20 protein-coding genes, 1 tRNA gene and 2 rRNA genes are annotated in these 26,630 nt (G+C 59.7%); 10 read left to right on the forward strand and 13 right to left on the reverse strand.

What is annotated here, in order from left to right; translation table 11 throughout:
* The 3 genes from GA0061105_RS21795 to GA0061105_RS21805 form a co-directional block, all read left to right on the forward strand.
* Positions 1–228 (forward strand): 23S ribosomal RNA (locus tag GA0061105_RS21795); the annotation flags it as partial.
* Between the two features lie 219 nt (positions 229–447).
* Positions 448–562: ribosomal RNA gene (gene rrf, locus GA0061105_RS21800) — 5S ribosomal RNA — on the forward strand.
* Between the two features lie 107 nt (positions 563–669).
* Positions 670–746 (forward strand) — tRNA-Met (locus GA0061105_RS21805).
* 58 nt (positions 747–804) lie between these two features.
* Here GA0061105_RS21805 and GA0061105_RS21810 read toward each other — a convergent pair.
* Positions 805–1,440 carry a hypothetical protein gene (locus tag GA0061105_RS21810; protein WP_092752790.1) on the reverse strand — a complete coding sequence of 212 codons (636 nt, stop codon included), beginning with the start codon at positions 1,438–1,440 and terminating at the stop codon, positions 805–807.
* A 160-nt stretch (positions 1,441–1,600) separates the two neighbouring features.
* Here GA0061105_RS21810 and GA0061105_RS21815 point away from each other — a divergent pair, with 160 nt between their 5' ends.
* From GA0061105_RS21815 to GA0061105_RS21845, 7 genes are all read left to right on the forward strand, one after another.
* Positions 1,601–3,742 carry a caspase family protein gene (locus tag GA0061105_RS21815; protein WP_092752792.1) on the forward strand — a complete coding sequence of 714 codons (2,142 nt, stop codon included), beginning with the start codon at positions 1,601–1,603 and terminating at the stop codon, positions 3,740–3,742.
* Positions 3,743–3,780: 38 nt separating this feature from the next.
* A complete protein-coding gene (locus GA0061105_RS21820; RefSeq protein WP_092752794.1) occupies positions 3,781–5,109 on the forward strand; it encodes a phosphoribosyltransferase family protein in 1,329 nt (442 codons plus the stop codon).
* Positions 5,110–5,265: 156 nt separating this feature from the next.
* The gene (locus GA0061105_RS21825; RefSeq protein WP_064697432.1) at positions 5,266–5,586 is read left to right on the forward strand and encodes a hypothetical protein; all 321 of its coding nucleotides are present in this window, start codon (positions 5,266–5,268) and stop codon (positions 5,584–5,586) included.
* A gap of 64 nt (positions 5,587–5,650) precedes the next feature.
* The gene (locus GA0061105_RS21830; RefSeq protein ID WP_092752796.1) at positions 5,651–7,927 is read left to right on the forward strand and encodes a glycosyltransferase; all 2,277 of its coding nucleotides are present in this window, start codon (positions 5,651–5,653) and stop codon (positions 7,925–7,927) included.
* A gap of 191 nt (positions 7,928–8,118) precedes the next feature.
* Positions 8,119–10,425 (forward strand): type VI secretion system Vgr family protein, encoded by a 2,307-nt coding sequence (locus tag GA0061105_RS21835; protein ID WP_092752798.1) that lies wholly within the window; start codon positions 8,119–8,121, stop codon positions 10,423–10,425.
* An 11-nt stretch (positions 10,426–10,436) separates the two neighbouring features.
* Positions 10,437–10,862, forward strand: coding sequence for a DUF6484 domain-containing protein (locus tag GA0061105_RS21840; RefSeq protein ID WP_092752799.1), 426 nt, complete (start codon positions 10,437–10,439; stop codon positions 10,860–10,862).
* Complete coding sequence (locus GA0061105_RS21845; protein WP_092752801.1) at positions 10,862–11,206, forward strand: hypothetical protein; 345 nt, start codon at positions 10,862–10,864, stop codon at positions 11,204–11,206. The genes GA0061105_RS21840 and GA0061105_RS21845 overlap by 1 nt, the downstream gene beginning before the upstream one ends.
* A gap of 14 nt (positions 11,207–11,220) precedes the next feature.
* On the opposite strand, the gene GA0061105_RS21850 is transcribed toward GA0061105_RS21845, so the two are convergent.
* From GA0061105_RS21850 to tssF, 12 genes are read right to left on the reverse strand one after another with little or no spacing between them, the layout of a single operon-like run.
* Complete coding sequence (locus tag GA0061105_RS21850; RefSeq protein ID WP_141130224.1) at positions 11,221–12,147, reverse strand: WD40/YVTN/BNR-like repeat-containing protein; 927 nt, start codon at positions 12,145–12,147, stop codon at positions 11,221–11,223.
* Entirely contained in the window at positions 12,144–13,133 is a 990-nt protein-coding gene (locus tag GA0061105_RS21855) for a DUF4150 domain-containing protein (RefSeq protein WP_064697438.1), read from the reverse strand. The genes GA0061105_RS21850 and GA0061105_RS21855 overlap by 4 nt, the downstream gene beginning before the upstream one ends.
* Positions 13,133–14,155: a 3-oxoacyl-ACP synthase gene (locus tag GA0061105_RS21860; protein WP_092752802.1), complete on the reverse strand. Its 1,023-nt coding sequence runs from the start codon at positions 14,153–14,155 to the stop codon at positions 13,133–13,135. Before GA0061105_RS21860 ends, GA0061105_RS21855 begins: the two co-directional genes overlap by 1 nt.
* On the reverse strand, positions 14,152–15,258 hold the full coding sequence (locus GA0061105_RS21865; protein ID WP_064697440.1) for a DUF2169 family type VI secretion system accessory protein: 1,107 nt from the start codon (positions 15,256–15,258) through the stop codon (positions 14,152–14,154). Before GA0061105_RS21865 ends, GA0061105_RS21860 begins: the two co-directional genes overlap by 4 nt.
* Positions 15,258–15,803: a type VI secretion system-associated protein TagF gene (tagF, locus tag GA0061105_RS21870; RefSeq protein ID WP_082929147.1), complete on the reverse strand. Its 546-nt coding sequence runs from the start codon at positions 15,801–15,803 to the stop codon at positions 15,258–15,260. Before tagF ends, GA0061105_RS21865 begins: the two co-directional genes overlap by 1 nt.
* Entirely contained in the window at positions 15,785–19,315 is a 3,531-nt protein-coding gene (tssM, locus tag GA0061105_RS21875; RefSeq protein WP_092752804.1) for a type VI secretion system membrane subunit TssM, read from the reverse strand. The genes tagF and tssM overlap by 19 nt, the downstream gene beginning before the upstream one ends.
* 1 nt (position 19,316) lies before the next feature.
* A complete protein-coding gene (gene icmH / locus GA0061105_RS21880) occupies positions 19,317–20,642 on the reverse strand; it encodes a type IVB secretion system protein IcmH/DotU (protein WP_092752806.1) in 1,326 nt (441 codons plus the stop codon).
* Positions 20,643–20,646: 4 nt separating this feature from the next.
* Positions 20,647–21,981, reverse strand: a complete 1,335-nt coding sequence (tssK, locus tag GA0061105_RS21885; protein ID WP_092752808.1) for a type VI secretion system baseplate subunit TssK — start codon at positions 21,979–21,981, stop codon at positions 20,647–20,649.
* A 17-nt stretch (positions 21,982–21,998) separates the two neighbouring features.
* Positions 21,999–22,460: a type VI secretion system lipoprotein TssJ gene (gene tssJ, locus GA0061105_RS21890; protein ID WP_064684234.1), complete on the reverse strand. Its 462-nt coding sequence runs from the start codon at positions 22,458–22,460 to the stop codon at positions 21,999–22,001.
* Complete coding sequence (gene tagH / locus GA0061105_RS21895) at positions 22,460–23,734, reverse strand: type VI secretion system-associated FHA domain protein TagH (protein ID WP_092752810.1); 1,275 nt, start codon at positions 23,732–23,734, stop codon at positions 22,460–22,462. Before tagH ends, tssJ begins: the two co-directional genes overlap by 1 nt.
* Positions 23,725–24,792 carry a type VI secretion system baseplate subunit TssG gene (tssG, locus tag GA0061105_RS21900; RefSeq protein ID WP_092752812.1) on the reverse strand — a complete coding sequence of 356 codons (1,068 nt, stop codon included), beginning with the start codon at positions 24,790–24,792 and terminating at the stop codon, positions 23,725–23,727. The genes tagH and tssG overlap by 10 nt, the downstream gene beginning before the upstream one ends.
* Positions 24,756–26,630 (reverse strand): type VI secretion system baseplate subunit TssF, encoded by a 1,875-nt coding sequence (gene tssF / locus GA0061105_RS21905; protein WP_092752813.1) that lies wholly within the window; start codon positions 26,628–26,630, stop codon positions 24,756–24,758. The genes tssG and tssF overlap by 37 nt, the downstream gene beginning before the upstream one ends.

Here is a 26,630-nt window from a genome sequence, read left to right on the forward strand (position 1 = left end):
GAGGACCGGGATGGACATATCTCTGGTGGACCTGTTGTCCTGCCAAGGGCATAGCAGGGTAGCTATATATGGACGGGATAACCGCTGAAGGCATCTAAGCGGGAAACCCACCTGAAAACGAGTGTTCCCTATCAGAGCCGTGGAAGACGACCACGTTGATAGGCCGGGTGTGGAAGTGCGGCAACGCATGAAGCTTACCGGTACTAATAGCTCGATCGGCTTGATCGTTCTCATTGACTGTGCTCATCAGCCAAAGGCTGATGATGCCTCACCTTGTCCTGACGCGCCAAAGGCGCTGCGGACGGCCCGCGCTGCCAAGCGCGACGGCCTCTGGCCTGTATGGGTGCCACAAGCACCCGCAGCCGGAAGAGGGTCCAAAGACGTGTTTAAACAAGCAGGCCTTCGGCCTGCACCAGCTTCTCAATCAACAAAGTTGCGCTTTGCCGACCTGGTGGTTATGGCGGGGTGGCTGCACCCGTTCCCTTTCCGAACACGGCCGTGAAACGCCCCTGCGCCCATGGTACTTCGTCTTAAGACGCGGGAGAGTAGGTCGCTGCCAGGTCTGCTAAACGCAACTCAATTGATAAACAATCTTCTCACAACAAACTCTACGGCCCATGCCGAACAAAAAGGGTCGCGCAAGCGGCCCTTTCTGCTGTAAAATAATATCGCGGGGTGGAGCAGCCCGGTAGCTCGTCAGGCTCATAACCTGAAGGCCGCAGGTTCAAATCCTGCCCCCGCAACCAAACTTCCAAAAAGCCCGCCAACACGGCGGGCTTTTTGTTTGGTAACGGGTCGACGATTTTAAAGCCTAATCAGGGGCCCGCAACGAGGCAAAGCCGACGCAGTGGGAAAGAAAACCCCAAATCCTCCAATGCACCCAATTCTCCTCTCCAAGTATCTATCGCTGGCGGAAATGCTTCGCGTTCCCTTAGCGACGGTAGCTCGTCGTTCGCGAAGAGGGTGAGCCTGCGAACGGTTCAAATTCTGCCCCCGCGTGGCCGGCCACCAGACGATCGGCGATCTCCTCACCGAGGACTCGCTGTTTTTCTCGATCGCGGCGATTTCGGATCGGAGCCGCCCGGACCCTGCTGACGCCTGTTCCCGGTCGCGTGTCGCGGCTGCGGCGATGTCACGGTTGATCGGCTCGAGATAGTCGGCTCCGAGGAGATTGCCGGGTACAGCCGCCACGATCCGCTCCTCCAGTTTTAACCGGATCTCACTATTGGTGCAGACAATTCCGCCCAGCTGTTCGATCGGCAGCTTCTTTTGCCGGTTGGTGCAGCCGTAGCGGTCCTTGGCCGCGATCGCATGGGGGCCGAGATAGTGGGCGCATTGCAGGAGGCCGCTCAGCAGGTATTGCGGCCGGTGTGCCTTGTTTAGCCGGTTCGTGATTGTCGGGGAAAAGCTCTTCTCGCCTCGATGCCGGTCTGCTGCCATTTGTGTATTGCAGAGGGGCTACCGCTTGCTGTGTAAATAGGTAGACTGGAGGAGATAAGACACTTCAAATTCTCGATCGCGGGCGTAGCAGGCAGGCAAGCAACGTTCTGGGTTTTGCTACGATGGTTTGGGGCAAGGTCTTTTCATTGGAGCGACAGTGATGGTTTCCACATCTGCGCAGGGGCGAGGCCCACGTTTTTTTATCTGCCTCTTCCTGCTGATCGCGTGTCAACTCTTCGCGGGATTTGCTCACGCAGAAAGGCGCGCGGCAATCGTCATCGGCAATAGCGACTATCCTTTTGCGCCGTTGAGCAATCCCCAGAATGACGCCAAGCTGATCGCCAATACCCTGACCGAGTTGAATTTCGACGTTCTGTTGTTCTACGACCTGAAGAAAGAGGCGGTCAGAGACCTCAAAGAGACCGTTCGGACGCATCTGGTCGGGGCCGATATTGCGGTCTTCTACTATGCCGGCCACGCCTTGCAAGCCAGTGGCCGCAATCTGCTGTTGCCCGTGGATGTCGATACCAGCTCCGCGCAGCGGGTCGTCGCCGATGCACTCGTCCTCAATGATCTCATCGATATCGTCAAGAATGATCCTGTCGGGCTGAAGCTCTTTATTCTCGATGCCTGCCGAAACAACCCGGCTACAAATTTTCAGGGTCTTCGTCAGGGGCTGGCGGATACTGAGGCGGGAAGCGGCCAGGTGTTGGTGGCCTATGCAACGAGCGCTGGTGAAGTCGCCTATGATGGCACCGGGCTGAACAGCCCCTATTCGTCGGCACTTGCCAATGCCCTGCAGCGACCGAACCTCGATGTTTACGATACGTTTCGAACGGTTCGCGGCGATGTTAGGCAAGCGACGGGCAATGCCCAAATACCTTGGATCACCGGCTCGATCGAAACACGGTTCGTGTTCCGCCCACAGGTGGCAATCCTGAACGCGGAAGCCGTCCTTCCGCCGACCGAGACGTCGAGTCCGGTTGCTATCGACGAGGTGCTGTGGACCTTCATCAAGGATAGTCCGGATCCTGCCGATTTCGAGCGCTTCGCCAGGATCTTTCCCCACAGCGCGCATGCGGCCGAGGCCGAAGAAAAGAGCCGGGTCCAGGTTGCCGCCCTTTCGAAACGCGGTCTCTACGTGCGCGAAAGCCTTGTCGCCTCGTCCATTGCCAGCCAGGTGCCAAGCGCCGGCGACGTGGAGGCTAAGGAGTTCGTCTTTCAGCAATCGGGCGAGCGAGCGGTAAGCGAAACGTTCAGGATGTGGCCGGGTGTACTGCCCGAGACGGCGGGCGGGATGCGCAGTCTTGTGACCGAATGCGATCTTTACGCAGCTGACCCGAACGATCCGCAGCGACAGGTCCCCGGCGTCAGCAATGGTCTCGTCAACGTGCGCGACGCTTTGCGGGCCTGCGCCTTCGCCCTGGCCGCAGATCAGAACAATCCGCGGCTGCAGTATCAGCTTGGTCGTGTTCTCGAGATCGCCGGTCGATACAACTGGGCGGAATATTTCTACAAAGTCGCCGGCGGTCATCAGTATAGCGCCGCTCTCGTCAATCTCGGCTACATGGCTCGCATGGGGATCGGCCGGAAGGTCGACTACGATCAGGCTCTCTCCTACTACATGGCGGCTGCAAAAATGGGTAATCTGCGCGCACGCACGAACGTCGGCACAGCCTATATTCTTGGCCAAGGGGTCGCAAAGGAGCCAACAGAAGGGATTCTCTGGTATCGTCTTGCCGCGTCCAGCGGATGGGCCAACGCTATCACGGCGCTGGGCGACTGCTACAGGCTGGGCACGGGTGTAAAGCAGGATGCCTCGCAGGCGGTAGCACTTTACATTGCAGCAGCCGATACGGGCCAGATCGACGCCATGGCAAATCTGGGGCAGGCCTATATCAGTGGAGAGGGTACCAAGAAGGACCTTAGACGTGGCTTGGAAACCCTTCTCAAGGCAACGGACATGGGCAACAAATACGCCCCCTATTATGCCGCGAGGCTGTATCTGAAAGGCGCCGATAAACTTACTGCTGATCGAAACCGCGCGTTTTCCCTTTTCAAGCTATCTGCCAATCGCGGCCTTGAACTGGCCAATCTCGATCTTGCCTTCGGTTACGACAAAGGCAGCTTCACGGGAAAGGCGGATGTGCCGCTTGCCTATTATTATGGGGTGCTGGCCGAGAAGCTGGGCGTTAACCGAGCCGATGAAGCACGCGCGGCGATCGGCAAAAAGCTTGACGCGGCAACACGGCAGAAGATGGAAGCTCAGGTCGATCTCTTTCTGGAACAGAACGGCAAATGACGGTTCGGAGTTGACCTGAACGGGAGCATCGGCAGGCGATGCAGTATCGCTCGATATCGGATCTTCACAAAGCGATCGTCAACGGGTTGCACATGCTGCCTCGCGAGATTGATTTGGTCGTCGGTATTCCACGCAGCGGCTTGCTGGCCGCCAACATGCTCGGCCTTGTCGCCAACCTGCCGATGACCGATCTGGACAGTTTCATCGAGGGCCGCGTTTATTCCTTCGGGGCGACGAAGAATACGGCTTCGTTCAGGAGCGCATCGGATGTTCGAAAGGTTCTTGTCCTGGACGACAGCATCAATACCGGAGGCGCCATGCGGGAGGCCAAAGCCAAGTTGATGGCATGGGAAAGAGGCGCTGAATTTGTCTTCGCGGCGGTCTATGGTCTGCACGACAGCGTCGAGCATGTCGACTTCGTATTTGAGGTCGTCGAACAGCCAAGGCTATTCCAGTGGAATTTCATGCATCATGGCCTGTTATCGAAGGCGTGCATCGACATTGACGGGGTGCTCTGCCTCGACCCGACCGATGCGGAAAATGACGATGGACCGGCCTATGAAGCCTTCTTGAGAAATGCACGGGCGCTTCATAAACCGACGCGCTTCATCGCCTATCTCGTTACCAGCCGGCTCGAAAAGTACCGGTCCTTGACCGAAACCTGGCTTCGTACAAATGCGATCGACTACGGCAAGCTCATCATGCTCGATCTGCCGAGCGCGGCGGAGCGTCGGCGGCGGGGCACCCATGCAAGGTTCAAGGCCGCCTTCTATCAGCAGTGTGATGCCGAGATCTTTGTCGAGAGTAATCTTAGGCAGGCGAACGAGATTGCCAGGATATCGAACAAGCCAGTCCTTTGCACGGAGACCCACCTGATGGTTTTACCGACCACCCCTTTGCGCAGCTTGTTCAATATGAGAATACCTTTCGACGCTTTCGCGTTTTTCAGGCGAGAGCAGACTATGCCCGAGGAACTCCGCTATACGATTACCGACGCGAACAACCGCGCAAAATCTCGAACTCTTGTCACCTGGCTCGGGCCGAGACCAGACGGCTTTCTCGAAGCCATTGAGTCCATCCGCAAGATTTGCACAGCCAAGAACGAATATCCAATCATCGTTCTTTCCGATTTTCAACAGGAACTCATGTCCCGGGCAGAGACGCCGGCCGAATTCATTCCGCAGGTGCACCACCTTCCATCGCTTTCGTCCGGCCAATATCAGGACTATGTGCGCAGGCGCTACGACCTTGTGTTGCGAAAATGGGCGATTTCGCGTGAGGTGACGCTGGGGCTGAGCTTGGAGGAATTCCTCGCCGAACAGTTGTCATTGCGAAAGGGCGGCACACTTAGACAAGCCGCTGATTAATCTCCAGTTGAAACGTACATCTATTCGTTGCTTGAAAGCCGGAGAAGTCCTTCGAGGATGCATCGGACAATCGAAAAATACTGAGTTTCACCTTGCGGGCATTGACTTTCGTAGTTTGTGAATGCTTACTAAAATAAGCTGCGGGGAGGGCAATATATGCTTCGCAAGATATCTATCCTCGGAACGCTGATACTTGCCTCATGCACCTCTCAAGGCTCGAATATGACGCTGGCGTCAATCATCAGCGGTTACCGAAATGCGCCGACCGCCGCCGAAGAAGTGGCTTGGCGCAACGCACGGCGAAGCAACACCGATCGAGCCTATCGCAATTTTATCAGCAGCTATCCGAACAGTTCCTATGTCCCGGTCGCGGCATCAAGGATCACCCGGTCGGTCAAGCCAAAGCCCGTTTCTGTAAGGAATTTGGACCGTCCCGAACGGAACCCGTCGTTCGGCCGCAGCGGCAGCGCTTATTGAAGCAACAGGCCTGACAACTGAGAATTGACTCTGGTAGCATTTATAGACCCAATCTGGCTTTCGAATGCATTTTGATATTGTCCATGCAGCCGATCCTCGATTTTATGGCGGCTCCTCATCGGCGGTGCGGATCGAGATCCAGTCCGCTCGGCAATTTGGCCTCTCGACGGCTCTGATTCCATTTCTCGGCGTTTCCGACATCCGTTCCAGACGGTTCGAGGAACGTCTTCTCGACGTTCTTGAGCGTCAGGAGGTGCCGTGGCTGACGGGCGAGGAGGCAGTCGAGTGCGACATTCTTTTCGCGCATAATCCCCTGGCGTTTGCGCACATGCCGACACGGCCGCTGCGCCTCAGATCGAAGGTCGTCCTCCTTTCGGTCCAGCATCCGCCCTTCGACGGAGCCGGTAATGCGCAATATAATATCGACGTGGTGAAACGAAATCTGGAGAGAATGTTCGGGGCGCCCGTCATCTTCGCGCCGGTCGGCCCGAAGGTGCGCAATCAGTTCGAAGACATCATCGCCGGAAGGCCCGAGCTCTTGCGTCATGATCTTTTCAACCTCATCGACCTTGACCAGTGGCCAATCAGGACCGCGCAGCCGCCGCGCGAAAGGGCTGTTATCGGCAGACATTCACGTCGCGATCTCCTGAAATGGCCCGACACCGAGGCTGAACTGCGCGCGGCCTATCCCGACCTTGGCAATGTCCAAATCAAGGTCATGGGCGGTGTGCCAGACCAAATCGTGCCACTGATTGGATCCAACTGGAACATCTCGCCCTATTCGAATAGCGGTGTGTCTCAGTTTTTGAACAAGCTTGATTTCTATGTGTTCTTTCACAGCCGACGATGGGTTGAGGCGTTCGGCATCGGCATTGCCGAAGCGATGGCGAGTGGGCTTGTGACCATCCTGGACCCATCGTTTCGTGACCTGTTCGAAGAGGGTGCGGTCTATTGCCGGCCTGAGGAAACAACCGGCGTTGTGGAGAGATTTCTCTCCTCTCCCGAGGCCTTCAGCGCTCAGTCGGCAGCCGCGCGCACATTGGTCGAGAAGAAGTTTTCGAAGAGCCGATACCCGGAAAGAATGCGTGCGATCTATGACGAACTCGGGCTTTGCTCGCCTGCCGCGCTTGCCACGGTCGGCAAGGCGGTTGGCGCTGACGCTTTCTCCGGGTCGAGCGGACACCCAACGGTCCGTTCCGGGCCGCGAAGATCGCAACGGTCGCTGATGGGACGGCGCCGCGTCCTGTTTGTCGCGACAAACGGCATAGGCCTTGGCCATATCACGCGATTAATGGCAATCGCCGAGCGCATGTCGCCTGACATGGAGCCCGTTTTCCTGACAATGTCGGCCGGATCTTCGATTATCGAAGCACGTGGACACCCGGTCGACTACATACCGTCCGCCCCGAAGATCGGTGTGACGGACGATAGCTGGAACGAGGTCTTCGCACAGGAATTGCTGAACGCCGTGGAGGTGTTTGCCATCAACAGCGTCGTCTTCGACAGCAACCATCCCTATCCTGGCCTGCTGAAAGTGCTGGCCGCCCGTCCCGATCTGAACTGGGTCTGGATCCGCCGCGGGATGTGGGCTTCCCGTCATAGCCTCGATCCATCGATGCAGCATCGGTTCGACATGGTGATCGAGCCGGGTGAGTTCGCCGCGGACGAAGACCACGGCATCACCGCGCAATTGCGCGCTGGCGTGATCGGCGTTTCGCCGATCCTCCTTGTTGACAATGACGACAGGCTTTCGCGGGCAGAAGCTGCATCGGCTCTCGGTGTCGATCCTGCCGGTCTTGTCGCGGTGGTGCAGCTCGGTTCGGAACGAAATTTCGACGTCAGCCGGCTGCGGCCGGCGATCATCAACGGACTGCTCAAGCATGGCGTCCAGGTCATCGACGCGGTCAATCCCCTCGCACCGAAGCGAGAGGATCATATGGGGGGCACCGTGCAAAAGGCGATCTACCCGATCGCCAGATATTTCAACGCCGTCGACCTGATGATCACGAATGCCGGCTACAACGGCTTCCACGAATGTATTTATGGCGGCATGCCCGCAATCTTCGTTCCGAATGAAGCGCCCGAGATGGACGAGCAGGCCGTACGAGCAGCCTATGCGCAAAGCTCCGGATTGGGGCTATGTTTGAGATCGGTGGATGCCGAACGAGCGCATGAGGCAATCGAACTCGCTCTGTCGGAGGATTTTCTTGCCCAGCATCGCACGCGAGCAAGCCGCATCGTTTTTGCCAATGGGGCGCGGGAAGCGGCACTGGCAATCGAAGAGCTCGCATTCAGTGTCAGGACTGATCGAGGGCTCGGGGGATCGATCGCACGCGTATGACATTTTCGCACCGCCCCGATTGCGCAGGTCAGACCGATCCTCTCCTTTCGGGCGTGTCTTGCGGTCGACCGGACGGCCAGGCGACAGGCATCGGATTGTTGCACTGTCGATGTCACTTCCGAGGCGAGGGGCCTTTGTGCTAGGCTTCTCAATCAGGATCGCCGGCGTCACGAGACAGGGGCATTCTCCGCATGGCTGATGATCGCAAGACAACCGTCCAGACGCCGCTCGGATCCGAAGCGCTGACCTTCACGCATCTCATCGGCCGTGATGGGGTCAGCCGGTGTTTTGCGTTCACTATCGGCTTCATCAGTTCCGACGAGAATGTCGACGCACTGAAGTTGCTCGGAAAGCCCTTGTCGGTAGAAGGAGAAAGCGGAGACAAGAAACGCTGGTTCAGCGGGCTGGTCACCGATTTTCGCCTGACGCGCATCGAAGAGAGGTTTGCCTACTACGAGGCGGAGGTGCGGCCTTGGCTTTGGCTGCTCGGCAACAGCACCGATTGCCGTATCTTCCAGAATATGAGCGTCGTCGAAATCGTCGAGAAGATATTCTCGAAATACAAGGCGGCTAAATTCGAGAAGCGGTTGCAGGGTTCCTACGAGGCTCGGGAATACTGCGTGCAATATGACGAAACCGATCTCGACTTCGTGCAGCGGCTGCTCGAGCACGAAGGCATCATGTATTTCTTCGAGTATGATGAGGGCGAACACACACTCGTGCTTGCCGATGCCATGAACAAGCTGAAGCCTGCACCAGGCTATGGCAGCGTCAAGTTCCGGGCCGAGGGCGATCCCGTGCGCCGGGATGAGGAATACATGACAGACTGGGTCGCGACCAGTTCCGTCCTTCCCGGCACCTTCGCCCATACGGACTATGACTTCACCAAGCCCGGCGCCGACCTCATGGCGCAATCGGCGCAACCCTTCTCTCACGCGGAGGCACAGGGCGAACATTACCGCCATCCCGGTGCGCATCTGACGGTCGGTCGCGGTGATGCAGTGGCTGTCGTGCGGCGGGAGGAAATACAGGCGGCGCATCAACGGATCACTGCCGGCGGCACAGTGCGGGGTCTGGCTTCCGGCTGCACTTTCAAGCTCGAGAATTTCCCGCGCAAGGACCAGAACGCGGAATATGTCGTGCTGCGCGCCGACTATCGTTTGTTCGATCCGGGGTACCGGCCCGCGGCCCATGCGGAGGAAGAAACCTTTCGAGCCACATTCCAGGTGGCTCCGACCTCCATCAGTTATCGGCCGCCTCGCAACACGATCCGGCCGATCATGCGCGGGCCGCAGACTGCGACCGTGGTCGGCCCCGCGGGCGAAGAGATCTTCACCGACAAATATGCACGCGTGAAAGTGCAGTTCCACTGGGACCGTCTCGGCAAGAAGGACCAGAACAGTTCATGTTTCGTGCGCGTCTCGCAGACCTGGAGCGGTGCGGGCTGGGGGTTTATTCAGATCCCCCGTATCGGTCAGGAAGTGATCGTCGATTTTCTCGAGGGTGATCCCGACCGGCCGATCATCACCGGCAGAGTCTATAACGGCAAGGAAATGCCACCCTACGAGCTGCCTGGACATGCCACCCAATCCGGGTTGAAGACGAATTCCTCTCCTGGCGGGGGCGGCTGGAACGAGTTGCGTTTCGAAGACAAGGCCGGATCGGAGGAGGTCTATTTTCAGGCGCAGAAGGACCACAACCTCCTGGTCAAACACGATCGCAGCAAGCTCGTCCAACACGACCAGTCGGATCGCATCGACAACAACGCCAAGCACTCCGTCGGCGTGAACCTCGACGAGGATGTCGGCAACAACAAGACGAACAAGGTGGGTGTCGACCGCACCGTCAATATTGGATCGAACGATACCGAGACGGTGGGGGTCAATCGATCTCTGACGGTCGGCGCCAACGAGACGATCAGTATAGGCTCAAACTCGACGGAAACCATCGGTGCCAGTCATACCCAGACTGTCGCAATCGTCCAGACGGTGACGGTTGGCGCGGCACGCGTCGATACCGTCGGCGGGCCGGAGACACGATCGGTCGGCGCGACGCAATCGAACACGATCGGCGCGTCCCGTTCCGTCAGCGTCGGTGCCGGCCAGAGCCACGAAGTGGGCTCCTCCGACAGCTGGAATATCGGTTCCGACCAGAGCGTGTCGATCGGCGGTGGGCAGACGAGCAGCATTGGCAAGGCGCGTAGCGCCAAGATTGGCGATGACGATTCGACGGAGATCGGCGGCAGTCGGGCGGTGAAAGTCGCCAAAGGCAGCCTTGTTGAAATAGGTGAAGACGGAGCGATCAAGATCGGAAAGGATCTACTGATCGAAGCAGGAGACTCGGTCGTCATCAAGTGCGGCTCGGCAAGCATCGCAATGAAGAAGGACGGCACGATCGCGATCGAAGGCAAGGATATTTCGATTAACGCCTCGGGCAAATTTAACGGCAAGGCTTCGGGAGAGGTCACGTGGAAGGGCAGCAAGATCAATCAGAATTGAGGAAGCATCATATGTCCGATGTAGTGGAACGTATTGAGGGCGTGGTCATCGGGCTGCTGCTGGGTTTCGATGCAGGCGTGCCACTGGTCGTCTTTCCCGGCAATCCCGAGGAAGTTGCCGTACGTGCGCGAAGCCTGGCCGAGCTTACCTCCGCGATGGTCGGGGCCGAAGTTGCGCTGCTCTTCGAAGGCGGCGACGCGTCGCGGCCACTGATCGTTGGCCGAATCATCGATCCCGCCCGCAGGTCTTCGACGCCAACCGTCGTTCGTGACGGCGAGCGCGTTCAGATCACCGCCGAAGAGCGGATAGAGCTCCGTTGCGGCAAGGCGACGATCATCATGGAAAAGGATGGGCACATCACCATCCGCGGCACCTATGTGACGAGCCACGCCAGAGCGGCCAATCGCATCCGTGGTGGATCGGTGAATCTCAACTAATGCCAGCCGCACCCGTCCTTCGCGAGATCGTTCGCCAACATGCCGAGATGGCGGCGTTTCTATGGACCGTTTACGATTACCACTTGCTTCATCCGGACGAAAATCCGGATATGGACGAAGTGCGTATTACCCGGCTCGTGGCGCGCCTTGAAGCGCACCTGGACGGATTGCGGGTCGCCGGTGAGGAGGGACGTAAGATAGCACAGGAGCGATACGATGAATTTCCGGAGGCGGGGGAGTTATTCGTTCTGCGGATGCTGTCGACGAATAATCCAATACCCATCTTCGAATTGCAACTCGACAGGGTCAGGGCTTATCTGGCTCAGAATCTTCCGCGGGGTTGACCGATAATGTCAGATCATTTTATGAACGTCGTATCGAATGGTTCCGCTTTGTAGCCGCCGCTGTAGGAAAGCTCGATCCCGCGCCAACTCGTTCCGTCAAACTGGAAAATATACTCACCGCAGGCTGCCGTCAGCCACTCGTTGGCGTTGAGGCGATACGTGTAACCGAGGTTGGCGACCGGCTCGAATGCATTGGCCGAAAGGACATGCACGCCGAAATCGGAGTCGGCAAAATAGATGTCGCCCCTGAACGAGCATATCGATAGGATATCGCTTTCGATATTTGTTTCGAACAGCACGAATTCATCGTCTTTAAGATAGCCAGCAATTCCATGGTCCCCAGCAACCAACACGCGGTCATTCTCTACAAGGACGCAACGGAAATCGGTCCCTATCCTGACCTCTATCGGATCCCAGCTTCGTCCTCGCGATTTCAAGATCAGGCCGTTTCCGCCAACCGCGTATAATCGATCCTTTGACAAGCCATGCATGTCAAAAATTCGGTCTGATGCTTCGACCGTGTCTTGAGACCAGGCGGACGCACCGTCAAATCGCCAGATGTGGCCGTCGTCTCCAAACACAAAATCGGCAAGTGTGTCGAGCGAATATGCGCCAATGAGAAACGATGACTTTAGAACGTCCGTTCTCCATCCCGAATTCGTGTGAAGTCTCACGACGCCGCCGATTTCGAGCAATACATCCCGATGAGTGCGGGTGGAGTGAAATGCCATGGCAAACTCATCGAACGCATCCTCCAGATCCACGCCCATAGAAATCATGGAAATCCGCAGGATTGCGACCTCTCCGACTTCTTCGTGCACATCCGACAACTGGCAGGCGACCCGGATATGGTCGCGACCAAGCTCATATGCATTCAGCGCATTGAACGACTGCATTTCCGGCGGCAGGTCCACCACCTTTTTGTGAACGGGAGTCATCAAGCCCACATCCTTGTCGGGTCCGGGTTTACGTCCCAGGCGATAGGCTGTTGCGCCGTCTTTGCCGCCGAGTTTTTCGGGTCCTTTTCCTTGACCGCGCGATCGAGATATTCCATGAACAAGGCCCTCAAGCATTCCTGGATGTTCTTCTGTGCCGCCGGCTTTGGCTTGGCGTTCTTGGCGCGCGGATCGTTGTCGACAACCGCTTTCGTGCAGTCATCTATAACCTGGCTCAGCGTCGGTGTCTTGGTGCGCTTGCGGATCGCGTCATTGCATTGCCTTGTCTTCAAGTTATGTGGCGACCCCGTTTTGCTGCCAGACCCCTTTCTCCGAAACCCACCACCCGGGCCTTTGGCATAAGACGCCATGCAGATACATGGTGCCCCGTTTGTCGTGTAGTTCTCAAATTGCGTTGCGGTCTCGACGCCACGTTCCCATTGCAGATATTCGTTTTGAACGAAGTGTTCGGATTCATATCCGTGAGGGCAATCCGCGTCTCGGTGCGTATGGACTTCGAACTCTGCCAGGATCGTAGCACAATCCAGTCTGTTGGGCGAAAACTTGCAAATTTCAGGCCAAGGGGGAGTCTGCCCCTGGGGGCTCGCATGGTTGTGCGTCGCCAAGTCAGAAAATCGTATGACCGGCTCGCCTTCAAATTTCACATCGGGCGACCATTTGTGAAAGTACTTCTTGCCGGTGTTTTGCGATGTGATGATACCCTTTTTCGGGGCGCAGCCGGCTTCGGTGCCGGAGGTCCGTTTCTCGTCGGATTTGTTTTTGATGTTGACTTCCTTGCCGCCAATCTTGACGGTAGCGGTGCCGTTCTCGGTGTCTGAAGCCATTCCGAAGCTGGGGTAGGGGATCGGCACCCCAGGGGGGGTTGCCGGCGTCTGCGGTGGCGTGAAGCAGACATCCGGAAAGGCCGCAATCGTCTGGGCGTTGACGGCCTTGCCGGAAATTTCGAGATTATTGGCAAAGACGTTGGACATCAGCTTTCCTGCGGAACCAAGATCGCGGCGCCGCATGCGCCAGCATCGTTTGATGCCTCGATAAGCACCGGCGCCGCCGGCGCGTAACCTTTCCTGGCGCCCATCCATCCCATTCCCAGCATCAATGGCACGACGGCTGCCCCTATATTTCCAAGGGATTCTGCGGGAGACCACAGATCTTGCGGGTCATGTCGCCCCCGCAGCAGCCGCAAGTTTGCCAGTGCTGTCTGCTTGAACCAGTAGGTTTCTCCGGTGAGATCGGCGATCCGATAGCCGATCTGGTTCATAGCAATGCCGGTTTCGTCCAGCGCCATCCGGTAGGCCCCTGTCATTCCGTCGCCACGCAACGGGAGATCCGCGCCATTGTAAATAGAGGCCGGCTCACGTGTGAGGCCGAGGCCGCAGAGCGGAAACTTCCCGCTGAAAGAACGTGAGCACAGGACCGCGGCCGCAGCTTCACCGGGTATGAAGCCGTCCGAATTATTCGGTGTCAGAATGCGCTCGGCGCCGAGATAGTGCGATAAGGCGGCTGAAGTCAGATAGCTGTCGACGCCGGCTATCATAACGAAAGGGGTTGTGTCGCGAGCGAGCAGGCTGCGGGCTTGGTCCAAGGCGACATGGCCGGAGGGCCTGCCATGGGAGATGATGCGCGAATGCGAACCCAATTCAACCTCGGCGATCTGGCCGATTTGTCGTAACAAAGAAGCACCTTCTTGCAGCGGCCGACCTTGTCGATCCGCCTCTGGAAGGCAGAGGATAAGCGCTGTCTTGCCGCGCGCTTCGGGAACCTCATCGAAAGCTTCGCATATTGCTGCTGCAGCCATGTGGGCGAGGCGTTTCTCCCCGATCCAATTGCGTGGCATCGGTACCGGCGCGCCGATCAACCACTCTCCACCCGGGCCAACAAACTGCGTCTCCTGAAATCCGTCGAGCTTTGCTCGCATCGCGGCACAGGATGATGGTGCATCAAGACCGACCGCGGTCACCATGCCGATTGATACAATATCCAGCATGGCGCTCATGCGGCATCAGCCTCCGCTTCGCGAACCGGCAGGCCAAAGAGGCGGATGTAGCGCTTGCCAGCAGCCCTTGCCCTGAGCATGCCCCTTGTCGGCTGGCCAACCCAGCACTCGCTAAAATCGAGGATCGTTCGGTGGATGCGCTGCGACACGCGCCAGACCAAAGAGAAGCGCCGATTTTCCAGGTCGAACAAAACAGTATCGGGCAGTATCTCGCTCTCAAGGGCTTTTTCATTGCCCTTGAACAAGGTGATCGGAAGGCCGGTAGCCGGCAGCCGAAAGCTTTCGCGCCCTGACGGGGTCAGGTTGACGATCACCACATCCTCGCCGCCCTTCGGTAAATCAACCTGTTGGTCGGGGGGCGCCATCTGGAAATAGCGCTCGTCGAAATCGGGGGGCAGGAACGGAAAGATGTTGTCGATCCAGTTCTGGTCGTAGGTGCCAGCGAATTCGATCCTGCCGGGCCAGGCCCGACCGTACGGGCCAAAGCTCATCGGGCGGTAATCGCCGAAGGGTGAGCGTATCTCCTCGCCCGTGGCCTGGGTGTTGGGCAGCCGCAGACCGGGTATGAGACGTTGATTGCGCGTGCGCGCCCAGCCCGTGCCGAAGGGGTTTTGCCTGTAGCTCGCGGGCAGATCGTCGTCCGGGTCGAGGCGGTCAGTACCACCCCATGCGCTGTCATAAGAAAAGGGCTGCCTTAGGAACGGCTGCGGGGCGGAGGCAGCAAAGACCGGTCCTAGCGCCCGCCACTCCCGATGACCGAGGACGTCGAATACCTTCGACCAGTTTCCGAGCTTTATTCCAACCGTGACGCGTTCGGCTGGTCGCCCGCCCGGAGCATAAGCGCATCCATTGGCGACGACGTCACAACGCGGCTTGCGGAATGCAAAATCCGTTTCCCAAAGCGTCGTCGAAAAGCCCGGTTCACCCGTATGTGTGTCGGCCATCACCAGCGGCATCTGAATGGATGATTTCCGCACGAGGCCGCCCGGTGCCTCCGGAAAGTCAAAGGTCCCCTTGACGACGACGACGATGTACTCGTGGCCGGCCTTGTCCATGCCCATCGTGAATTCGGTCGGATAGCCTGTTTGGTTCCAGATCTGCATCAGGCGTCACCCTGGGCGCCGGGGAAAAATGGGCCGAGCATCATTTCAGGCGCATCGGCATCGATTTCTACCGCCTCGTAACCCCGCGTCCAGAATATCATGCCCCCGACCAGGTCGCCCGATACCTTGATCGCTGGATAAGGCAAAGCAGCAAGGCATGTTGACAGCCCGTTGCCGTCCATCTTGTTGTCTCTTGCCGATTTCCCTGTCGCTTCCAGTGCATCGAACCAGTCCGCCGCTACGCTCGCTATGTCCGCGGCGGCAAGCAACGGCGGTGCAGCGATGGTCAGCGGAAACCGGCGACCGGCACGGTCAGCGCTTGCCATCACTACGCCAGTCATGGCGCCAAATGTCTCCCCGCCCAGCAGAAACCGCAGGACCGGAGCGTTCTCCATCGGCCCTTGCGAAAATCGGTGAACCAAATGCCGGCTGATCCATCGATCCCACTGCCCGACGAAGGAGGCCGGCAGGCGCCGCGTGACGAAATCGCCCATCGCCGGCAGCTTTCCGAAAAATCCGGGCAGGATCAAAGCTGCGTCGGGCACGAGAACCTCGCAAACATCTTCAAGTCGAAGGGATTGGCGACGCTTGCCGCGCGAAGCTCAAAATCGGCATAGTAGCCCTGGGCTGCAAGGCGCAGCTTGAAGAGCTCGGCAAGATTGGTCCCGCTCAGCCGACCGGCACGCAGCATCCTCAGAAGTGCCCAGCTTCCGGTCTCGCTGACCATCACTTCCGGCGAACCGTCGAGGGGCTGGAAGGCGAGGGTGATCACGCCGGTTCCATCCTTGCCGGGCCAAGTCATCGGCTGCGGGCGCGTCGGATTGTTGAAGTAGGAGAGACTCTGACCATCGATATTCAAGGTCACGCGGCTGACTGTCGGCGAAAGATCTTTGGGCTCGAGCGTGAAGGTCAGGATCGGCCCCGCGCCTCCCGGAAAGAGACTGTCGCGAATCAGCCGCGCCTGCTCCAGCGCCGCCAGGGGCCGGGGATCGAGCTTGATGTCGGAGCGCCATTTCCAGGGGTGGCTGGTCGTGTCGATGTAGTTGACCAGATTATTATTGATAAAGCTGTCGATCAGCCCGCCGGGACCGAAGACGCGCTGGAAATCAACGACATTGACATCGATTGCGCTGTCGGGGACGAACGGATAGCGATTGGTAAGCGCCGCCTGACAGAATGGAAGCACGTCGGCACGCCAGATGGCGTTGAGCTCTGAAGTGACCGCCCCTGTTGCCAGCGCACTGGTATTGCCGGCCAGTCCGGCCAGCCAGTCGTCTAGCGGATCGGGAAGGGTCACGGCTTGTTTCGCCACTGCCCCGGTCAGCTCCGCCAGGCCGCCCTGTCTTTTCATTGCGTCCTGCGCATCCGGGCTTGCCGACACAGTCTGAAGCATGTTCGACAGCGCGGTCAAGGCTGCGACTGCATCATTGAGTGCGGGAGGCTGGCCATCGACTTCGACAATGGCCGCCCTGATGGGTTTGAAATGCTCGGCGACCAGCGCGCCCGAAAGATCGACATCCGATTTGGAGCCGGCTTTCGGCATTATCTTCACGCCCTTGGCGGCGAGTTTGCCGATTTTGCCAAGCTTGGACAAAAGCTTGGATGCTCCTGGCGGAGGAGCCTGGCCGCCGCCGCCGTCATCGGCACGGGTCAGTTCCGTCTCGCGCACGATGGCGGTCAGCAGACGCTTCATTGAGGAATCGGCGCTGGAGAGATCTTTGAGATTTTCGCTGGCCGTCTGCAGGTCGGCCAGTGGTGCAAGCCTGACGTCACGCATGAAGCTGTCCCACTTGGCGATATAGTCGTCATAGTAGAGTTTAAGGATATCTTGCGAGAGGGTGGCGACCGACGGGCTGGCGCTCTCGGAGCATCCGCCGGCAAAAACCGAGCGGTCCAGCGCCGCCTGCGTTGCGACGTCTTCAAGCCGGGTCAGGATCACGTTGTGGAATCCGTCATAGGTGAAGGCACCGCTGATGCCGACCCTAAGGGTCTTGTCGGAGCGCCGCGCCAGAACCTTCAGGCCGTTCGGGCCGACATGATCTGCCGGGATCCATTCCTTCAGCGCCGTGACCTCCGGATCGGAGAGCAGCGCGCTATAAGCGCGCACCGGCAGCGGGATCGAGCAAATCGTGCGTAACGCTTCACCTACCAGCGCTTCGTCAGGAGCGACGAAGGCCTGTTCGGTTGCCATATTGTCGATCGCGGCAAGCTGATGATCTGCTGCCATCTCGGTCTTGAAAGGTGGCACTGGCGCCGATCCAGGCAATTTCTCCGTCCACCATTGCTTGGCGAAGTCCGGATCCATCGGCGACAGGCCAGTCATCATGCGATAGGTTTTCAGCGCCCCCAACTGGAACTCGGGGTCGCGGATCTGCCGCCACATCGTCGCCTCTAGCAGTGCGACCATGCGTGGTTCCAATATATTGCGCAGGGTGCGGTTGTAGGCGTCCGACTGCGCCTGGCGAATTTCGGTTTCGGCGGAGGGACCTATCAACGCGGCTATTCCGCCTGGCTGGTCGGTCCGCGCATTCGACACTTCCGTGGCGGCTTCGAGCGCCAAATCAAGGTCGAGGGGATCCACCGGCGCTTGGCGTGCGGCAACCGGCGTCAGGGGAAGCTGCAGGGCCTCGAGCTGTTCGGCCTGCGCCGCCAGGGCGGAGTCGTTCTTTCGATATGATATCGTGAACAACAGGCCGGCAATGACCACGAATCCTGTTGCTGCCACGGCGGCACCGCGCCAGATCCAGATACGCCGATCCTCTGCCGCCGGATCGAAGGTGCCGAGGCCAGCCTCCTTGAAAATGACCTTCGTCAGCAGGTCTTTGAGAAAGAAGCTGCGTTTTTCGGCCCGCAACATAGGTGCAGCGGGTTGGGCAGGCAGGCCGAATGATGACGCCAATGCTGCCGTCAGCCGGTCGATTGCCGTACCTTCCTGAGTGGCGGAGGTCAGATAGATACCCCGCAACCAGGCGCTTTCCGCATATTTGCTTTCGCCGAAGACGGTCTCGATCAGCACACGAACTGGTTCTGAAAGGCTTTCGACCTGGGCTGGGAACCGAAATATTTCCGCCCGGGTGGTCAGATTCTCTTCGCCTTCGAGGCGGCGAATGAGACGCCGTTCGAGCACGCCCGCCAAGGCCGAGATTTCCGCGGTGACTTCGGTACCCTCGATGCGGGCGCCTGGCGGGAAGGTCACTCCCCACACCTGTTCACGATCTGCCGTCGAGAGCGCCCCGAAAAAGCTCTCGAAGCCCTTTATCAGGTCCGCTTTCGTCAGCATGAGATAGACGGGCAAGCGGATGCCGATGCGTTCCTGAAGCTCGGCTAGGCGTTTGCGGATCTGCCTGCCATGCATCCGGATCGCCGCATCGTCTTCCGAGAGCGTGTCGATGCCGAGCGCAACGATCACCCCGTTCAACGCACGACGGCCCCTGTGCTTCTTCAGGAGATCGAGGAAGCCCAGCCATTCCGCTGCATCGACCTCCGGCTGGCTCTCCTGCTGCACGTAGCGACCGGCCGTATCGATCAGCACCGCCTCCTCGGTAAAGAACCAATCGCAATTGCGCGTGCCGCCAACGCCGTGAAGGTCGTCGGTCAGATCGATCGGGAAGCTCAATCCGGATTGCCGGAGGGCTGTTGTCTTGCCGGTCGCAGGCGGGCCGATGATGACATACCATGGCATCTCCCGGAGAAACTTTCGGCCGCCGACCTTCTGGCGTTTGAGACCCGCCATGACCTCCCTGAATTTCGCCCCGACGGCGGCAACGCCCTCTTCAGCCGGACTTGGCGGAGCCTCAGGTTGAGGGGCAATCTCGGAAACGAAGAGGCGGTTGGCGCGCACCGCGCGCCGCCGCGCTGCAACCCACCAGATGATGAACACGAGGAACAAAAGGCCGATGATGACCAGTCGCACGATCTCGGAAGCAAACGGCGCACTGTCTCCGACGCTGACGATAGGGCCGAATATCCAGACGATAAGGGACAGCAAAATGAGCCCGATGAAGGTCCAGAGCCAACGAGAGGTGAGAACAGCCCAGAGGAACCGGAAGATCGCCATCTCAGAGCCTCTTTTGAATAAGGATTTCGATGCGGCGGTTGGCGGCCCGACCCTCGCGGCTGTCGTTTGCGGCAAGCGGCTGTGTCGCCGCGCGTCCTTGCGATTTCAGCTGTCCGGTCGGCACGCCGGAGGCGGCCAGCAATGAGGCAATCGTTGCAGCGCGGGCCTCGGAGAGGCGCTGGTTATTGGACAGCGGATTGCTGGCTTGCAGCGGGACATTGTCAGTGTGACCGGTGATGGTAATGCCGCCAATCAGCTCCGCATTCTGCTTAAGAACCGCTGCGATGGAAGCAACAAGCGGTTCAAAGCTCTTCGTCAATTCGGGTCTAGCGGACTGGAAGAGCTCCGGTGTGCTTGACTGCAAAAGAAGCGTGACCGACGAGGCGTTTTCATTGCCTTTCAGTGCCGGCAGCAGGGAGGCGGGCGCTGCGGCGCGAAATTCCGGCAGCAATTGGAAAATAACGGGCTCCACGGGTGGTGCGTTCGGCGGTGGTGTCCGCTTCTCCGGGCGGTATATTTCCGCCCGCTCAGGTGGCGGCAGTGCCCGAACCAGCGTTGCGAGTTCCTCCGCCTTGGTATCGAGCCGCATCGACAGCAACATGTAAATTGCCGTCGACAGCGCTGCAGCAACGGCGGCAAGGACCCAGATCGGCACGGCAAAACGGGATGGCTCGTCAGCCGCGACAACTCCCTCCCATCGGGGCGAGAGCGGTGCAGCTTCAGCATCGGCGTCACGCAGAAAACGAGCCGCGGCGGCACGAACGGCGCTGATCGAGCGGTCGCCGGCACGGCCAGGCACACGGTACTTGCCGCGAAAACCAAGCGCCAGGCAGAAATAATAAAGCTCGAGCAATTCCTGATCACGACCGGGATGGCGTTCCAATTCTTCCAACCGGGCAAAAAATTGCGCTCCGGCATCGACATCGCCGCGGAGCATGACGACCAGCGGCTGGCGCGGCCATGCGCTTGCCCCACCCCAGGGCGTGTTCAGCGCCAGATCGTCGAGCAGCGAGGCGACAGCCCAGGCAGCCGAGTCCGCCCGCGCAAGCGCCGAACCTGAGGCTACCGCAGCGTCGCGGGCGGCGACAAGCTCTTCCATCAGTCTCGTTCGCAGCACTTCTGGATTGCTCGGTGGCAACGCACTTTCGAGTTCCGGTGCAAATTCCAGCAATTTGGCGAAAGCACTGATCAGTTTGTTTGGATGAGAGCGCGCCCTTCTTGCCGGGGTTCCGGCAGCAGGAACCTGTCTTGCGCTCGCCGAGGGCGCCGGGCGGATGCGTGTGCGACCCTTATCGCCCGAAAGACCGAATGGATCTTCACTTGCCATGGCGCTACCTGTTAACCGAATAGCAATCGACCTGCGGTTCGCTGGGCAAAACGCCCGACACGCCGATCACGAAGCCGGGCGAACGCAGAAGAGATTCCCAATGCTCGCTGCGCTGATCGAGTTCCAGGCAGAGACGGTCACCGTCATAGGGGATCTCGCGGGGCTGCGAATGAAGCGGCTTCAGGCGAATGCCCGGCAGTCGTGACTTCCACAGCGCCTCGAATTCGTCGGCGGCACCCACGGTGACCTGATCGACGAAGATTTTGCGCAGCGCGTCTTCGGACATGTCACATCCGACCCGCACGACAATGCGGCTGGCGGTCAGCAATTCGGGATTGTCGACCCGAACCTTCCAGACATTGGTCGCGTGTTTGAGCACGGGCAATGCCCGCGACTTGGGCTCGACATAACGCAGGCTGAGGAGGAGCGAACGCAAAGTGTCTGCGAGCGCCGCAAAGGCAGGTCCCGGCGCCATATGATCATAGGTCGGAAGCTCGGTCAGCCGTCGGGAGCCGGACCCGTAGGTCGCCATTCGCCCCGCAAGCCCGCTCAGTTCCAGAAAGAGTTCCGCCGGGTGGAAAACCTCCTGGGGAAGCATGTGGGCCAGCCGCGGACGTGCCGTGTTGGCGAGATCGAGTACCAGCAGATTTTCCACGCTGCGGCCGGCGCCGCCAAGAACCATTTTGCCATGTGCATCGGCGATACGGTCGAGCCCGGTTATCACCTCCTGCATCAACTGGCCGTAGAAAGCCACGGCGCCGGTCGTCAGGGCTGGTGGCAGAAAGTTTTCCCCCATCGCGACGCTGCCGTCGGCCAGCAGCCCGTTGACCTTCGCAACCGGCATCGCGGTATAGCCGCCGGTCATCTGCACCGGCGACAGGAGCAGGGCTTGGGCGCGAGCGATCTCGATCTCTTCCGGGTCGGCGCCCCCATGCACGGCGTCACGCACGCGTTCGATCTGCCCCTTATAACGCGCACCCGTCGGCTCGCTATGAGCGGCATCGAAGCTCGCTCCGCCCGGCGGTTCCAGTGGCAGGGCAAGCTGCACCGCCCCCGCACCCATGTCGCGGGTGATGGTCAATGGAACCGGCGCATCCATCGTCTCGGGAATGGAAAAGGGCGTGCCGTCCGGAAAAATGCCGCGTGCCGACAAGACGGCAACACGGCCTGTTTCAAGCTGTGCTGTGTCCAGCGTAAGGGATCGAAAGCCGAAGGTCTGCAACCTCCCCGCCTGCAGCGCGCCGCGTATCAGGGCCTCGGTATACCGGTCTTGCTGCTGAAAATGCTGCGTCCGAAGGAAGAGTCCCTCGGACCAGAGCACCTTATTCGTGTCCGTCATGCTGGAACGCCCTCCCTTCAGGCGAGCGCGAGCGCCATGCCGCCGCTACTCAATGCTACATTCGCCGTCACCGTCGATTCCGGCCTGATCGGGACGGCCTGTCGCCAGACACGGCCGCCGGGGGTCCTGAAAAACGCCACCACCCCGAGGAATGTGGCTTCCGGCGGGAACGCCACCGTCTTGGTGGCCGATCCGCCGGGAGAGACCGTCAACTGGTCGGAGCCGAGAAGGTCTGCCCCGAGTGCGGAGGCAGGGTCGGACTGCAGGGCGAAAATATCGGCAGAATTGAACTTTCCGACATCCTTGAGCCTGAGAACGAGCACGGTCACCGGGCGATCCCCGCCATCAGCGGCAAGATTCATCCCCGCCTGTCCCGTCGCCTTTACGGTCACGGTCGAGGATTTTGGCGGACCGCCCACGCAGCCGGAAATCAAGCCTGTCGCGCCGAGCATCATCAAGAAACCACGTCGTTGAAGCATCATTCTTTCTCCCTCTCTTCGTAGCCGTCCCGGAAATCGCTGCCGATTTCGCCGAGGAAGCGCGTAGATGCGCTCCTGGCTATTTCGCGATAGCGTTTCTCGTAAAGTTCCCAGAGCTTTGCCCGTCGCCCGCCCGCAAGCAGCGCGTCCCAGGCCGATTGAGACTTCAATTCGCTTTCCAGCGCTGCCGGATCGAAGCGCTCCACCATCCTTGCCAGCGCGGCCTGGACGCCGCGCCACGTGCGCACATGATGGTGGGCGAGATCGCGGATGGAGCCGTTGATCGCCGCTTCGGGCGGCAGAAAGCCGGCATTGCGTTGCGCGAGGAACGTCGCGATCACATCGTCGACCGTCGGCATGAATTTGAGAGGGTTGACCTCGGAGGCCCCGACAACGGTCTGTGCGATCCGGGCCTCGCCCTTCTCCTCGGCCCGCTTGCGCAGGAGATGGATTAACCCTTCCAGCATCGTCCGGTATTCCCGACCGAAATTCTCCATTTGGACGACGGGATCGGCAGACGGAAATTCTTCGCCACTGAAGCCCAATCCGCGCAGAAAGGCGTCGCGAAGGTCGGCCTCGATGGGCGCTGACTTCTGCTGCCTCGGCTCCGGCTGTGGTTCCGGATTGGGTTGCGGCCTGAGTTGTGGTGTGGCGAGCCCCGGAGCCGGCTGCCCTGCAGCCGTGCCCGGCAGAAAAAGATCCCAGCCTCGGTTATCCTGCCGCTGGGCCGGCAGCGGATCGAGGCTGAACGGATCGTCGAACAGGGGCGCGCTATTTTGCGGTTCCTGCCGGTCGGGATCGGCAAACGGCGCCGCAGCGGGGTGTTCGAACGGGTCGGGCAATCCGGTGGGGCGCCGGGGGGATTCAACCCGCTCGCTGCGTTCGGAGAAGAACGAATCCCGTTCGAAACCGACCGGCGGCGGCGATGTCGCTTGTTCATGCGGGCGCTCTGCCTGCGTGCTTTGCAGCTCGACGCGGACGACATAATTGCCGAGTTGCAGCCGGGCGCCGTCATGCAACGGAGCGGAATTTCCCGCTCCAAGTGGTGCGCGCGACCCGTCTATAAAGAGACCGCCGCTTGACGTATCCGTCACCTGGTATCGACCGTGAACGCAAGCAATCGTGCAATGGGCACGGGAAACATACATGTCCGGATCGTCGAGTCGCCAGTCGGCGTCTGCGCTGCGACCGATGACGAGCTCGCCCTCGACGAGCCGCATCTGGCGCACGGCCTGGGGCCTGGGGGACTGTTCGAGGGTAAGGATCAAGGCCATGATGCGGCCTCCGCAATCTCAGGACGAAAACCAACGAGGGTGCGCATGCACAGATCGGCTGCGTCGCCTCGATCCGGTTTCGGAGCAAGCCAGGCGATATGCCCGAGCCGCGCTTTTCCCAGCCGCGCTGCAGGAACCTCGTCTCGTCTGAGCACGAGCCTGACATCCACATCGAGCCCGTTTCCCACCAGGTCGCGGACTGCCGTTTGCAAGGCTGTACGCCGTTCGCTGCCGGGCAGAAAGGCTGCGTAGTCATCAAGCGTCAATGGTCCGACGGAAAGTTCGATCCTCTGCTGTCGCTGGAATGTTCTCGGCCCGATCGTGGCGCTTCTGCAGAGCTCTGCGTAGGCGCCGGCAAGGCGGGACTGGATCTTTTGCGGTATGTCCATCCAAACACCGACAAATTCCCGAAGCCTGAACGGAACCTTGAAATGATCGCCAAGAAACTGCGTGAGCCTTTCAGGCCCGTCGACTTGATGGGCAAGGGCGGCGGCGTGAGCAAGCTTCGTCATGTCGATCGCAGTCGGCTGACGATCAGCCCTGCCTCGCAGGCCGATCCCTGCCATAGCCGCCGCCATCGCACGAATGCGACCACCCTCGGCGCGCTCGATCTGGACAGCCGGGTGGGCATCCGCCCAGGCCCGATAGAAGAGTGCGATCATACGATGTTGAAGCACATTGACGAAGTCGACGAACGTGGTGTCGCTGACCTCGCGCATGTCGGCACCTGCAAACCAGCGCTGCGACAGGCGATCCAGCACCCAGCGCGTCAGATAGAGCGGCATCGGACCTTCCGGACCGAGCAAGCCGATGGTGGCCACGGTTACCCGCGCGGGCGCTGTTTCGGTGGCAGGCTCGAGCCTTGCGATGTCCTGCACGGCAAAACCAAGCCGTATGTGCTGCCCGAGCCGGGCCGGTTCCCGCTGCGGCGGGCCTGCCTGCCCGAAGATTCTGTCTGCATTTTCGAGCCGCCGCAGGAGCTCAAAAAAATCGAACTGCTCGGCTCTGACGGCGTCATTCTTCAGATCAGGAAGCGGTTGCCCGGCGTTATCGGCCATAGCACATCCTCCTGTTTCTGCAGGATCCGCGCTCTCGTTCGCACGAATCCGTTAATTGCTGCGTAGCGGGCAAAAAGCCTCGAGAGCAGCGCCGTAAGTAACAAACTGCTATGCCCGGCAAGCACCGACTGGTCGACATGGAGCGTGATGTCGCTGCCGCGGGCAAAGCACATCGGCCCAGCTATCGGCAGGCGCTCGATGAGAGGTCGGGCCTCGACTCTCGCAATGGCGCGTACATGCCGCGAGATGCTTGGATCCCCCCGCTGCGCATAAAGATCGAGCAGGGCGTGCAGAGGGTCGACCCCGCGGCCTTCCTCCGCCAGGCTGAGAAAGTTCAGAGACAATTGAGCGATAAATCGCCAGGCGAGTTCGTCGGCTCTTGAGGCTTCGACGGCGCCGGCAGGAAGCGTTGCCGGAATGGCAGGCCAGGGCTGGCGCAGCGCGCCAAGCAATTGCACGGTCTCGACAGGATCGCCGCTTTCGAGCGTAAGGGAGGGCGTGTCGTCCAATATCGGCAGGTCCCTGTTGGTGCACAGGGCCGTCACTTCAATCCGCTTCAGCGGTCGCCCCGCTTTCGACTGCGCCGGCCGTGAGAGCGTGATGAAGACATCGTCTCCGACGTAGGATGTGCGGGTTTGTCCCTGACGAAGCTCGTCCTCGCTCGGACGCCGCGGGCGCCGTTCTGTAAAATAGACCCAACCGCTTGTGCGGTTCTGTCCGAGACTGAAAAGTGCCGGTATCTCCGCATCAGAACCTTCGGCATCGGCGTCCTCCACACGCACAGCGCGATAGATTTCAAAATCGCGCGGCCGAGTCCGATCGGCATGGAGGACCTGCCGGGTCCGCCGCGCATCGAGCTCGATGACGCTGCAGGAACGCTCGAACAGGTTGATGATCGGCGTTGCGAAAAGCTCCAGATCCTTCGCGGTGAGGCCCGCAAGCTCAGGAACGGGCCGGCGAAGCAGGAAGACCAATTCCAGCCTCTCGCCGCACCGGCGAACGACCGGTCGCATCCCTGTCACACGCGCATAGTGAAACCGCTCGGGGGCGATAAAATATTCGCGCAGGAGCCGGTAGCCCTCAAAAGTTTCGCGCGTGCGAGGCATAAGCGCCTCGTCGTCCGCTATACCGACCATCTCGGGCGCAGGCAGCGGCTCCAAGGGATTGTCGCGCCCCTCCGGGCGCGCGCCTACGCCCCCGCAGGCGCCGAATAACGTATCGAAAAGCAACGGCGCCTTGCTCTTTTCACTGAAATGAAAGTCCAGACGATCGAGCGACAAGTCGGCTAACTTGCCCTTGCCGGTTCGATTGATGGTGATGCTCAATCCGGACGCGCCGGCAACCCCGTCAATGGCTCCGATCCCCGCCGCCGCGAGTGCGCTTCGGTCCTGTATGTAGGTCACGGAACTGATCGCAAGCGGCCAGAGCGTCACGTCCTGGACCGTGGTGAAGATGGACCTTGTCGAAATTCCAGGTCGCACGCTCGAAACGAGCCGCGTTCCCCGCTTCAAAAGATGACCGGCAAGCATGGTTTGAACTTGCTGGCCGGGCTTCAGCAAGGCCATGGCCGTTGCCGGTGCCGGCGAGACGAGGTCGGGATAGAAGTTTTCAAGCACGCTGCGGACATAGCGTGTGCTTTCTGCGTCCACCTTCTGGCGGGTGCGCGCGGCCAGAAATGCGACGCCGTCGAGAAGCCGTTCGACAAAGGGGTCGGGGCACGGAATGGTATCAAGCGAAAGATTGCGCGCGATCGAGGGGTGCATATGGGCAAACTCGGCGGCAAGCGCGCGAATATGGGTGAGTTCCTCCTCATAATATTCAAGGAAGACTCGATCCAT

The sequence above is a fragment of the Rhizobium aethiopicum genome (genome assembly GCF_900094625.1).
Lineage (GTDB): Bacteria > Pseudomonadota > Alphaproteobacteria > Rhizobiales > Rhizobiaceae > Rhizobium > Rhizobium aethiopicum.

Coding starts and splice junctions, on each gene's coding strand:
- GA0061105_RS21830 (WP_092752796.1), top strand. CDS start 5,651: ATGCATTTTGATATTGTCCATGCAGCCGATCCTCGATTTTATGGCGGC.
- GA0061105_RS21835 (WP_092752798.1), top strand. CDS start 8,119: ATGGCTGATGATCGCAAGACAACCGTCCAGACGCCGCTCGGATCCGAA.
- tssG (WP_092752812.1), bottom strand. CDS start 24,792: ATGGCCGATAACGCCGGGCAACCGCTTCCTGATCTGAAGAATGACGCC.
- GA0061105_RS21855 (WP_064697438.1), bottom strand. CDS start 13,133: ATGTCCAACGTCTTTGCCAATAATCTCGAAATTTCCGGCAAGGCCGTC.
- GA0061105_RS21810 (WP_092752790.1), bottom strand. CDS start 1,440: ATGGCAGCAGACCGGCATCGAGGCGAGAAGAGCTTTTCCCCGACAATC.
- tagH (WP_092752810.1), bottom strand. CDS start 23,734: ATGGCCTTGATCCTTACCCTCGAACAGTCCCCCAGGCCCCAGGCCGTG.
- GA0061105_RS21865 (WP_064697440.1), bottom strand. CDS start 15,258: ATGCAGATCTGGAACCAAACAGGCTATCCGACCGAATTCACGATGGGC.
- GA0061105_RS21845 (WP_092752801.1), top strand. CDS start 10,862: ATGCCAGCCGCACCCGTCCTTCGCGAGATCGTTCGCCAACATGCCGAG.
- icmH (WP_092752806.1), bottom strand. CDS start 20,642: ATGGCAAGTGAAGATCCATTCGGTCTTTCGGGCGATAAGGGTCGCACA.
- GA0061105_RS21840 (WP_092752799.1), top strand. CDS start 10,437: ATGTCCGATGTAGTGGAACGTATTGAGGGCGTGGTCATCGGGCTGCTG.
- GA0061105_RS21815 (WP_092752792.1), top strand. CDS start 1,601: ATGGTTTCCACATCTGCGCAGGGGCGAGGCCCACGTTTTTTTATCTGC.
- tssM (WP_092752804.1), bottom strand. CDS start 19,315: ATGGCGATCTTCCGGTTCCTCTGGGCTGTTCTCACCTCTCGTTGGCTC.
- tssJ (WP_064684234.1), bottom strand. CDS start 22,460: ATGCTTCAACGACGTGGTTTCTTGATGATGCTCGGCGCGACAGGCTTG.
- tssF (WP_092752813.1), bottom strand. CDS start 26,630: ATGGATCGAGTCTTCCTTGAATATTATGAGGAGGAACTCACCCATATT.
- GA0061105_RS21825 (WP_064697432.1), top strand. CDS start 5,266: ATGCTTCGCAAGATATCTATCCTCGGAACGCTGATACTTGCCTCATGC.
- GA0061105_RS21860 (WP_092752802.1), bottom strand. CDS start 14,155: ATGAGCGCCATGCTGGATATTGTATCAATCGGCATGGTGACCGCGGTC.
- GA0061105_RS21820 (WP_092752794.1), top strand. CDS start 3,781: ATGCAGTATCGCTCGATATCGGATCTTCACAAAGCGATCGTCAACGGG.
- tssK (WP_092752808.1), bottom strand. CDS start 21,981: ATGACGGACACGAATAAGGTGCTCTGGTCCGAGGGACTCTTCCTTCGG.